The 10,557-nt window shown below is 66.1% G+C and carries 8 protein-coding genes; 3 read left to right on the top strand and 5 right to left on the bottom strand.

Annotated elements, in window-relative coordinates:
• Nucleotides 1-28: 28 nt before the first annotated feature.
• From prpE to R1H25_RS20000, 4 genes are all read right to left on the bottom strand, one after another.
• Nucleotides 29-1,909 carry a propionate--CoA ligase gene (gene prpE, locus R1H25_RS20015; protein WP_317224440.1) on the bottom strand — a complete coding sequence of 627 codons (1,881 nt, stop codon included), beginning with the start codon at nt 1,907-1,909 and terminating at the stop codon, nt 29-31.
• A gap of 620 nt (nt 1,910-2,529) precedes the next feature.
• Nucleotides 2,530-3,144, bottom strand: coding sequence for an RluA family pseudouridine synthase (locus R1H25_RS20010; protein ID WP_317224439.1), 615 nt, complete (start codon nt 3,142-3,144; stop codon nt 2,530-2,532).
• An 85-nt stretch (nt 3,145-3,229) separates the two neighbouring features.
• Nucleotides 3,230-4,216 (bottom strand): malate dehydrogenase, encoded by a 987-nt coding sequence (locus tag R1H25_RS20005; protein WP_004153634.1) that lies wholly within the window; start codon nt 4,214-4,216, stop codon nt 3,230-3,232.
• A 118-nt stretch (nt 4,217-4,334) separates the two neighbouring features.
• A complete protein-coding gene (locus tag R1H25_RS20000; RefSeq protein WP_005408225.1) occupies nt 4,335-4,826 on the bottom strand; it encodes a peptidylprolyl isomerase in 492 nt (163 codons plus the stop codon).
• 273 nt (nt 4,827-5,099) lie between these two features.
• Between R1H25_RS20000 and typA the strand changes: the two genes are divergently transcribed.
• From typA to R1H25_RS19985, 3 genes are read left to right on the top strand one after another with little or no spacing between them, the layout of a single operon-like run.
• Nucleotides 5,100-6,947 carry a translational GTPase TypA gene (typA, locus tag R1H25_RS19995; RefSeq protein ID WP_049444226.1) on the top strand — a complete coding sequence of 616 codons (1,848 nt, stop codon included), beginning with the start codon at nt 5,100-5,102 and terminating at the stop codon, nt 6,945-6,947.
• An 11-nt stretch (nt 6,948-6,958) separates the two neighbouring features.
• The gene (locus R1H25_RS19990) at nt 6,959-7,426 is read left to right on the top strand and encodes a DUF2127 domain-containing protein (RefSeq protein ID WP_005415426.1); all 468 of its coding nucleotides are present in this window, start codon (nt 6,959-6,961) and stop codon (nt 7,424-7,426) included.
• 41 nt (nt 7,427-7,467) lie between these two features.
• Complete coding sequence (locus tag R1H25_RS19985; RefSeq protein WP_317224438.1) at nt 7,468-9,090, top strand: amidase; 1,623 nt, start codon at nt 7,468-7,470, stop codon at nt 9,088-9,090.
• A 72-nt stretch (nt 9,091-9,162) separates the two neighbouring features.
• Here R1H25_RS19985 and R1H25_RS19980 read toward each other — a convergent pair whose 3' ends face one another.
• Complete coding sequence (locus R1H25_RS19980) at nt 9,163-10,305, bottom strand: mechanosensitive ion channel family protein (protein WP_317224437.1); 1,143 nt, start codon at nt 10,303-10,305, stop codon at nt 9,163-9,165.
• Nucleotides 10,306-10,557 lie beyond the last annotated feature (252 nt).

Genomic DNA, 10,557 nt, shown 5'->3' with positions numbered 1-10,557 from the left:
GTGCCGGCCAGCGCCCGGCACTTCCAGGTCAACGGCCCAGCGCGCGGCGGATCTCCTCCAGCGCACTGGGATCATCCAGCGTCGACAGGTCACCCGGGTCGCGCTGTTCGGCCAGCGCCTGCAACGAGCGCCGCAGCAGCTTGCCCGAACGGGTCTTGGGCAGTGCATTGACCACATGCACATGCGCCGGGCGCGCAACCGCGCCAAGCGAGGTCGTCACCGTCGCCATCATCTCGGCCACCACCGGCGCCGGATCCTCGCCATCGAGCCCCTGCTTGAGGGTGACGAACACCAGCGGCACCTGCCCCTTCAGTTCATCCTTGACCCCGATCACGGCGGCCTCGGCCACGCGCGGATGGCTGGAAATGGCCTCCTCGATCTCGCGCGTGCCCAGGCGGTGCCCGGCCACATTGATCACATCATCGGTGCGACCGAGGATGAAGGTGTAACCATCATCGTCGCGGATCGCCCAGTCCAGCGAGCTGTACAGCAGTTCCTTGAAGTGGCTGAAGTAGCTCTGCAGGAAACGGCTGTCGTCGTTCCACACCGTGCTCATACAGCCCGGCGGCAGCGGCGGCGACACCACCAGCACGCCCTTCTGCCCCGGTGCGACTTCCTCGCCGGTGTTCTCGTCGATCACCTTCATCCGGTAACCGAGATTGGGGAACCCGGGCGAGCCGAAACGCACCGGCTTCATCTCCAGGCCCGGCAGCAGGGTCAGCGCCGGCCAGCCGGTTTCGGTCTGCCAGTAGTTGTCGATGATCGGCTTGCCGAGCGCTTCGCTGATCCAGTGCGCGGTCGGCTCGTCCAGCGGCTCGCCGGCCAGGAACAGGTACTTCAGCGCGCGCAGATCGTGGCGATGGATGAAGTCCGCGTCGTGCTTCTTCAGCACGCGGATGGCGGTGGGCGACGAGAACATCGTGCGCACGTTGTACTGCTCGCACAGCGCCCACCAGATGCCCGGATCCGGATTCGTCGGCAGCCCTTCGTACAGCAGCGAGGTGCAGCCACCGATCAGCGGGCCGTACACGTTGTAGGAATGGCCCACCGCCCAGCCGACATCGGAGGTGGAGAACATCACCTGGCCCGGCTTGCAGTCGAACACGGTCTCCATCGACTGGGCCATTGCCACCGCATAGCCACCCACGTCGCGCTGCACGCCCTTCGGCTTGCCGGTGGTGCCGGAGGTGTACAGCAGGTAGCTCGGCTCACTCGCTTCCAGCCACTGCACCGGCACATCCACTTCCCCGATCTGTGCACGCAGCGTGGCGTAGTCCACATCACGGCCCGGCACGCGGGGTTCGGCGGCATCCAGCCCGCGCGACACGATCAGCACATGCGGTGGCGGCGAAGCCGCTTCGGCGCAGGCCGCGTCAACCATCGGCTTGTACGGAATCAGCTTGCCACCGCGCATGCCGGCATCGGCGGCGATGAGCAGCTTCGGCTTCGCATCGTTGATGCGCAGCGCCAGGTTGTGCGCGGCAAAGCCCCCGAACACCACCGAGTGCACCGCACCGATGCGCGCGCAGGCCAGCATCGCGAACACGGCTTCGGCCATGTTCGGCATGTAGATCACCACGCGGTCACCGTGACCGACACCGAGGTGCCTGAGCACGGCGGCGAAGTCGTTCACTTCGCGATACAGCTGGCGATAGGTGATCTCGCGGGTGCTGTTGGTCTCGGTGGAAATGGCGACCAGCGCGAGCTGGTCGGCGCGCTCGGCCAGGTGGCGGTCGACGGCGTTGTAGCAGAGATTGGTTTCACCGCCGACGAACCAGCGCCGGAACGGCGGGTTGCTGTAGTCGAGCACCTGCTGCGGTGGTTTGTGCCAATGGATGCGCTTGGCTTCCTCGCCCCAGAAGGCCTCCGGCTCGTCGATCGAGCGACGGTAGGTTTCCTCGTAGTTCATGACGCAGCCCTCCCAGACAAAGTCATGGGTTCGAGGATAGTCCGGCGCTGCCGCGCGGGCCGCCCTACCTTGGTAGGGGGGTGGGGTTTGTTATGCAGGGCTTGCAGCCCTGCACCTGCACAAGCCGATGCAACAGCGGAAGCTGGCTTACTGGGGAATGGCGGGGTGGGTCCGGTTGCGGGGGACGCCGTGAATCCGTCCATGGAGGCTCGGTCGCCGCATCCATGCGGCTCACGCCCCCCGCAACCGGACCCACCCCGCCTTCGACAGATTCCGCGATCTGTCGGAACGGCATATTGTTCTGGTCGGTGTCGACCTTGGTCGACTGCTCTGGTAGGTGTCGACCTGGGTCGACTGCTCTGGTAGGTGTCGACCTTGGTCGACACGGTAGATCCACGCCATGCGTGGATGATTCATTCGATATCTGAAAGAAAAATCGTGTCGACCAAGGTCGACACCTACCAACAGCTGCGCGGAACAACGGCCACCGGCTGCCAAGCCTACAGGGACGTACTTGCGGCGTCCCCGCACTCCGACACCGTCCCGCCAACTCACGTATAGCCCGCTTTTGACGTTGACGTTGATTCTGCAGGTGCAGGGCTGCAAGCCCTGCCGAACCCCTAGAACGGAGCTGCAGACTCGAACGCGAGCGCCGCGCCCGTCACCGGGTGGGTGAACTGCAGGCTGCGCGCATGCAGATGCACGCGCTGCGCCGGTGCGGCGCCATACAGCACGTCACCGACGATGGGATGGCCAAGACTGGCCATGTGCAGACGCAGCTGATGGCTGCGGCCAGTGATCGGTTCCAACGCCACGCGGGTGCGCTGCGCTTCAACATCACGCGCCATGACGCGCCAGCGCGTCAGCGCCGGCTTGCCGCGTTCGTGATCGACCATCTGCTTCGGCCGGTTCGGCCAGTCCACGATCAACGGCAGGTCCACTTCGCCGGCATCACCCTCGAGTAGCCCCTGCACCACCGCTTCATACCGCTTGCCAACCTGGCGCTGCTCGAACTGCATCGACAACGCCGCCTGCATGTCCTTGCCACGCGCATGCAGCAGCAGCCCGGAGGTCACCTGGTCCAGCCGATGCACGGTCAACGCGTCCGGGTACAGCGCCTGCAGGCGCGCGACCATGCAGTCCTGGTTCTCGGCGCTGCGGCCTGGCACGGACAGCAGGCCGGCCGGCTTCTCGGCCACCAGCAGCGCGTCGTCGATGTAATGCAGGTGGATCATGCGGTTCCGTATCCGTCGAAACAGAAACGGGGAAGCCGAAGCCTCCCCGTTTTCTGCGTACCGGCCGGAGCCGGTACCGCCTGCATCAGCCCAGCAGGTGGGCGACGCCGGCGCGCTCTTCTTCCAGCTCGGCCAGGGTCTTGTCGATGTACTTCTGGCTGAAGTCGTCGATCGGCAGATCCTTGACCAGGGTGTACTTGCCGTTCTCGGTGGTCACCGCGAAGCCGAAGATCACGCCTTCCGGAATGCCGTAGGAACCATCGGACGGTACGCCCATGGTGACCCACTTGCCGTTGCTGCCCAGCACCCAGTCACGCACGTGGTCGATCGCTGCATTGGCGGCCGAAGCGGCCGAGGACGAGCCACGGGCCTCGATGATCGCCGCGCCGCGCTTGCCGACGGTCGGGATGAAGGTGTTGGCGTTCCACTCCTGGTCGTTGATCGCATCGGCGATCGACGCGCCATCGGCGGTGGCGAAACGGTAGTCGGGGTACATGGTCGGGCTGTGGTTGCCCCACACGACCAGCTTCTCCATGCCACCGACCGGCTTGCCGAGCTTGGTCGACAGCTGGCTCAGGGCACGGTTGTGATCCAGGCGCAGCATGGCGGTGAAGTTTTCCGGCTTCAGGTCCGGAGCCGACTTCATTGCGATGTAGGCATTGGTGTTGGCCGGGTTGCCGACCACCAGCACCTTCACGTCACGGCTGGCGACCTTGTTCAGCGCTGCGCCCTGGGCGGTGAAGATCTTGGCGTTTTCCAGCAGCAGGTCCTTGCGCTCCATGCCCGGGCCACGCGGACGCGCGCCGACCAGCAGGGCGATGTCGGCGTCCTTGAACGCCACTTCAGCATCATCGGTGCCGACCATGCCGGCCAGCAACGGGAAGGCGCAGTCTTCCAGTTCCATCATCACGCCCTTCAGGGCGGCCTGGGCCTTGTCGACCGGCAGTTCCAGCAGCTGCAGGATGACCGGCTGGTCCTTGCCCAGCATTTCGCCGGAGGCGATGCGGAACAGCAGGGCATAACCGATCTGGCCGGCGGCGCCGGTCACGGCAACACGAACGGGTGCTTTCATGGGGGTTTCCTCTTGCTTGCAAGCGTTTGATGGGACGCCGCAGGCATGGCCACGCAGGCCGGGCGGGCGGCGGGGAACAGGGAAACGGCCACCCGTGGGTGGCCGTTTCGAAGGGGAATCAGGCGGCGAGGTGCTTGTTCCACTCGGCGACGCGGTCGGCCTGGGCGGCCAGCACGGCGTCGACGTCGCCTTCCAGGGTGATCGAATGGATCACGTCGCCCTGCTTGACCGAATCGACGATGGCCTGGCCTTCCAGGACCTTGCCGAAGACGGTGTGGCGGCCGTCCAGCCAGTCGGTCTTGATGTGGGTGATGAAGAACTGGCTGCCGTTGGTGTTCGGGCCGGCGTTGGCCATCGACAGCGAGCCGACCTCGTGCTTCACGCCATTCTTCTCGTCTTCGAACTTGTAGCCCGGGCCGCCGGTGCCACGACCCTGCGGGCAGCCGCCCTGGATCATGAAGTCGGCGATCACGCGGTGGAAGATCAGGCCGTCATAGAAGCCGTGCTTGACCAGGTTCACGAAGTTGGCCACGGTCAGCGGCGCCTTGTCGGCGAACAGCTCGACCTTGATCGGGCCCTGGGTGGTGTCGAAAGTGGCGATGAGGGACATGAAGATCCTTGATGCAGAGGGGAACGCGTCTAGCCACCTAGTTTACACCTGCCTCGTGGCGGCGGCGGCTTCGACCATCGGTGGAGACGCCGGCTTCAGCCACCGGACGGGCAGCGCCGTCTGTCCCTCCTGGCGGCCTGGGCCGGAGCGCTGGACAGCCACCTGAATGGCGCCCCGGACCGGCGTGAAATCCATCTTTTCGCGAATCGTCAAGTTCGACGTATAATGTTGGACTTCTTTTTCCAAATCCGGCGCCGACTGGCCCCCTTTCGTATGTCCATCGAAAATCTTCGCAACATCGCCATCGTCGCTCACGTCGACCATGGCAAGACCACCCTGGTCGACCAGCTGCTGAAGCAGTCCGGCACCCTGTCCGAGCGCACCGTCCTCGCCGAGCGCGTGATGGACAGCAACGACCAGGAAAAGGAACGCGGCATCACCATCCTGGCCAAGAACACCGCCATCACCTGGGAAGACAAGAAGACCGGCATCAAGAACCGGATCAACATCGTCGACACCCCCGGCCACGCCGACTTCGGCGGTGAGGTCGAGCGCGTGCTGTCGATGGTCGACACCGTGCTGATCCTGGTCGATGCGATGGACGGCCCGATGCCGCAGACCCGCTTCGTGACCCAGAAGGCCTTCGCGATGGGCTTCAAGCCGATCGTCGTGGTCAACAAGATCGACCGTCCGGGCGCGCGTCCGGAATGGGTGATCGACCAGGTCTTCGACCTGTTCGACAAGCTCGGCGCCACCAATGAGCAGCTGGACTTCCCGATCGTCTACGCCTCGGCCCTGAACGGCTACGCCGGCCTGGAAGACACCGTGCGCGACGGCGACATGACCCCGCTGTACGAAGCGATCATGCAGCACGCCCCGCGTCCGGAAGTGGACCCGGAAGGCCCGTTCCAGATGCGCATCAGCCAGCTGGACTACAACAACTTCGTGGGCGTGATCGGCATCGGCCGCATCCAGCGCGGCACCCTGAAGAAGAACATGCAGGTTGCGGTCATCGACCGTGAAGGCAAGAAGCGCAACGGCAAGGTTGCGCAGGTGCTGGGCTTCCTGGGCCTGGAGCGCATCGAGCAGGACACCGCCGAAGCCGGTGACATCGTGGCCATCTCCGGCATTCCGGAGCTGACCATCTCCGACACCCTGTGCCACCCGGATACCCCCGAAGCCCTGCCGGCGCTGACCGTCGACGAGCCGACCATCTCGATGACCTTCCAGGTCAACAACTCGCCGTTCGCCGGCAACAAGGACCTGTCCGGTGGCAAGTTCCTGACCAGCCGCCAGATCAAGGACCGCCTGGACCGCGAGCAGGTCCACAACGTGGCCCTGAAGGTCGAACAGCTGGAAGACGCCGACAAGTTCCTGGTCTCCGGCCGTGGCGAACTGCACCTGTCGGTGCTGATCGAGAACATGCGTCGCGAAGGCTACGAGCTGGCCGTGTCGCGCCCGGAAGTGATCATCAAGGAAATCGACGGCCAGATGATGGAGCCGATCGAGCAGCTGGTGGTGGACATCGAAGAAATCCACCAGGGCGGCGTGATGGAAAAGCTCGGCACCCGCAAGGGCCAGCTGAAGAACATGGAACCGGATGGCAAGGGCCGTGTGCGCCTGGAGTACCAGATCCCGGCCCGTGGCCTGATCGGTTTCCAGAACGAGTTCAAGACCCTCACCCAGGGTTCGGGCCTGCTGTTCCACGTGTTCGACCACTACGGTCCGAAGGAACAGGGCGCGATCGCCAAGCGCATCAACGGCGTGATGATCGCCAATGCGCCGGGCACCACGCCGGCCTACTCGCTGGGCCCGCTGCAGGAGCGCGGCAAGCTGTTCGCTGCTGAAGGCGACAACGTGTATGAAGGTCAGCTGGTCGGCATCCACTCCAAGGACAACGACCTGACCGTCAACGCGATCAAGACCAAGCCGCTGACCAACATGCGCGCTTCGGGCAAGGACGATGCGATCCAGCTGACCCCGGCGATCAAGTACTCGCTGGAACAGGCCCTGGACTTCATCGAAGACGACGAGCTGGTCGAGATCACCCCGAAGGAGATCCGTCTGCGCAAGAAGTTCCTGACCGAAAGCGACCGCAAGAAGGCTTCGCGCGGCGGCTGAGCCAGCACCCCGTGAACCAGAGCGGCTACAACCCGGATCCACACCGGCATCCGGGTCTCCATGTCATCGCCCTGCTCGAAGCGAGCAAGGCGATGCTGGCACTGTTGGCCGCCACCGGGCTGGAAGTGCTCGGACCGCAGCCGCTGCGGCACGGCATCATGGTCCTGATCCGGCGTTTCAGCCTGGACCCGGACCATGGCACCCTGCCCTCGCTGCTGCACATGATCAGCCCCGACGCGGTCCACCTGGCCGCGGCGGGGATGATCGGCTACGGCCTGCTGCACCTGGTCGAAGCCTGGGGCCTGTGGCGGGCCAAGGCCTGGGCGTCCTGGCTGGGCTGCCTGACCGCCTCGCTGTACCTGCCCTTCGATATCTTCGCGATCATCCGCCATCCCGGCTGGCCGTCGTGGACGATCCTGGCGATCAACCTGATCGTGGTCTACGTCCTCGCCCGCGACCTGCGCAAGCGCCACCGCTGAGCACCGGCTACACTGGGGATTGGAGCCGACCAAGCCGCCCCATGCGCCCGTCCTTGCCGCCTCTGCTGACCTGCCTGCTCGCCGCGCTGCCTGCGCTGCTTTCGGCTGGCTGCAGCCAGGCCACGCCCAGCGCGCATGCGGCCGAACCTGCGAGCCGCAACGTGCCGTTCCCGTACGCCGAAACCGATGTCACCGACCTGCAGGCGCGGATGACCGCCGGTGAACTGGACAGCACCACCCTGACCCAGGCCTACCTGCAGCGCATCGCTGCCCTGGACCGCACCGGGCCGCGCCTGCGCGCGGTGATCGAGCTCAACCCCGATGCCCTGAAGGAAGCCGCCGCGCGCGACCGCGAGCGCCGTGATGGTCGCCTGCGTGGCCCGCTGCATGGCATCCCGCTGCTGTTGAAGGACAACATCAACGCCGCGCCGATGGCCACCAGCGCCGGCTCGCTGGCGCTGCAGGGATTCCGTCCGGACGATGCATACCTGGTACGGCGGCTGCGCGAAGCCGGTGCGGTGGTGCTGGGCAAGACCAATCTGAGCGAATGGGCCAATTTCCGCGGCAATGATTCGATCTCCGGTTGGAGCGCGCGTGGCGGCCAGACCCGCAATCCCTATCGGCTGAGCCATTCGCCCTGTGGCTCCAGCAGCGGCAGCGCGGTGGCCGTGGCCGCCAACCTGGCCAGCGTGGCGATCGGCACCGAGACCGACGGCAGCATCGTCTGCCCGGCGGCGATCAACGGTGTGGTCGGCCTGAAACCGACGGTCGGCCTGGTCAGCCGCGACGGCATCATCCCGATCTCCTTCAGCCAGGACACCGCTGGACCGATGGCGCGCAGTGTCGCCGACGCCGCCGCTGTACTGACCGCGATCGCGGGCCGCGATGATGCCGACCCGGCCACCGCGACCATGCCCGGCCGTGCGGTCTACGACTACACCGCGCGCCTGGACCCGCAGGGCCTGCGCGGCAAGCGCATCGGCCTGCTGCAGACACCGCTGCTGAAGTACCGTGGCATGCCGCCACTGATCGAACAGGCGGCAACCGAGCTGCGTCGCGCCGGCGCCGTGGTGGTGCCGGTGGAGCTGCCCAACCAGGGCGCCTGGGCCGAGGCCGAGCGCACGCTGCTGCTGTACGAATTCAAGGCCGGGCTGGAGCGCTACTTCAGCACCCACCGCGCACCACTGCGCAGCCTGGCCGAACTGATCGCCTTCAACCAGGCGCACAGCAAGCAGGAACTGGGCCTGTTCGGCCAGGAGCTGCTGGTGGAGGCCGATGCCACCGCCGGCCTGGCCGACCCCGCCTACATCCGCGCGCGCAGCGATGCGCGCCGCCTGGCCGGCCCGGAAGGCATCGACGCCGCCCTCGCCACCCATCAGCTTGACGCCCTGGTGGCACCAACCACCGGCGTGGCTTGGCCGATCCGCAGCGAAGGCGACGACTTCCCCGGCGAGAGCTACAGCGCCGCCGCCGTGGCCGGTTATCCCAGCCTGACCGTGCCGATGGGCCAGATCGATGGCCTGCCGGTCGGCCTGCTGTTCATGGGCACCGCCTGGAGCGAACCGAAGCTGATCGAAATGGCCTACGCCTACGAACAGCGCACGCGCGCACGGCGCCCCCCGCACTTCGATACCGATGCGCTGATCGATGCCGGGGAGCCGTGATCGTGTTTCTGTAGAGCCGAGCCCACGCTCGGCTTCAACGGAAAATCGAAAGCAGCCGAGCATGGCTCGGCTCTACAGCGGCTGGTCGGGCTCCACCGATACGATCGCCGCCTCACCATCTTCAGCACCCGGCGAGCGCACATCCGCAGTGCGCGCCCTCGGACCATGCGGCATATCCAGCTCGTCTTCGTGTTGCAGCCGCGCACGCACCTGCGGCAACGACTGCGGATGCTCACGTGCGAGGAAATCGAGCATGCGTTCGCGCACCAGGCAACGCAGGTCGAAGGCATCACCGGAGCTGCGCGCGCTGACCAGCAGGCGCACCTGGATCGCACGCTCGCTGGTCTCGGTCACCTGGGTCACGCAGACCCGGCCATCCCACAGCGCTTCGCCCCGGCAGATGCGCTCCAGCTCGGCGCGGATCGCCGCAATGGGCGCGCGGTAGTCCAGCCAGAAGAATGCGGTACCGAGCAGGTCGGCGCTGCGCCGCGTCCAGTTCTGGAACGGGTTCTCGATGAACCAGGTCAGCGGCACCACCATCCGCCGCTCATCCCAGATCCGCACCACCACGTAGCTGCTGCCGATCTCCTCGATGCGTCCCCACTCGCCCTCGACGATCACCACGTCGTCCAGGCGGATCGGCTGCGTCAGTGCGATCTGCAGGCCGGCGATGAGGTTGCCGAACACCGGCTTGGCGGCGATGCCCGCCACCAGTCCGATCAGGCCCGCCGACGCCAGCAGCGCCGTGCCGATCTTCTGCACCATCGGGAAGGTCAGCAGCACCAGCGATGCGCCCAGCACGATGATGCCGCCCATCAGCACACGGCTGAGCACCCGCGTCTGGGTCTGGATGCGGCGCGCTTCCAGGTTGTCGGAGACATCGATGGGATGGCTGCGCAGGATCGCGCGCTCGCCCGCCGCCACCGCGCGTACCAGCAGCCAGACGAAGCAGGCCATCAATGCGATGTGTAGTCCGTGCTGCAGATGGCCCAGCAACGGATCCTGCAATGGCGTCGCCTGCAAGGCGGGAATCAAGAGCAGCAGCGGCCACGCGGTGGCCATCGGCAGCCCGAGCACGCGCCCGATGCGCGCACGCCGGCGATCACGCCCTTTCAGCCGGTGATGGATCCACAGGATCAGCCACGCGCCGATGCCGCCCACCACCACGGCCAATCCCAACGGCCATGCGTAGGCCTGTGCGCTCTGCCAGTGCACCGTTGCCACCTCCAGTCGAACAACCAGTGGACAGCCTCGCGCATGGCGCATGAGCGTTACGTCAGCCGTTCGTAAGCAGGGTGTTGGTCGGCAGGGCTTGCAGCCCTGCACCTGCTGCGTGCTGGAGCAACAGCAACAGCCGAAGCAGAAGCAGAAGCAGAAGCGGATTTCCTGTGGGATGGCGGGGTGGGCCCGGTTGCGGGAGACGCCGTAAACCCTTCCATGGGGGCTTGGCCGCGGCATCCATGCCGC

It is taken from the genome of Stenotrophomonas veracruzanensis, from assembly GCF_032911525.1.
Lineage (GTDB): Bacteria > Pseudomonadota > Gammaproteobacteria > Xanthomonadales > Xanthomonadaceae > Stenotrophomonas > Stenotrophomonas africana.
This window is presented reverse-complemented; position numbering and strand designations above follow the sequence as displayed.

Coding starts and splice junctions, on each gene's coding strand:
- R1H25_RS20005 (WP_004153634.1), bottom strand. CDS start 4,216: ATGAAAGCACCCGTTCGTGTTGCCGTGACCGGCGCCGCCGGCCAGATC.
- R1H25_RS20010 (WP_317224439.1), bottom strand. CDS start 3,144: ATGATCCACCTGCATTACATCGACGACGCGCTGCTGGTGGCCGAGAAG.
- R1H25_RS19985 (WP_317224438.1), top strand. CDS start 7,468: ATGCGCCCGTCCTTGCCGCCTCTGCTGACCTGCCTGCTCGCCGCGCTG.
- R1H25_RS20000 (WP_005408225.1), bottom strand. CDS start 4,826: ATGTCCCTCATCGCCACTTTCGACACCACCCAGGGCCCGATCAAGGTC.
- prpE (WP_317224440.1), bottom strand. CDS start 1,909: ATGAACTACGAGGAAACCTACCGTCGCTCGATCGACGAGCCGGAGGCC.
- typA (WP_049444226.1), top strand. CDS start 5,100: ATGTCCATCGAAAATCTTCGCAACATCGCCATCGTCGCTCACGTCGAC.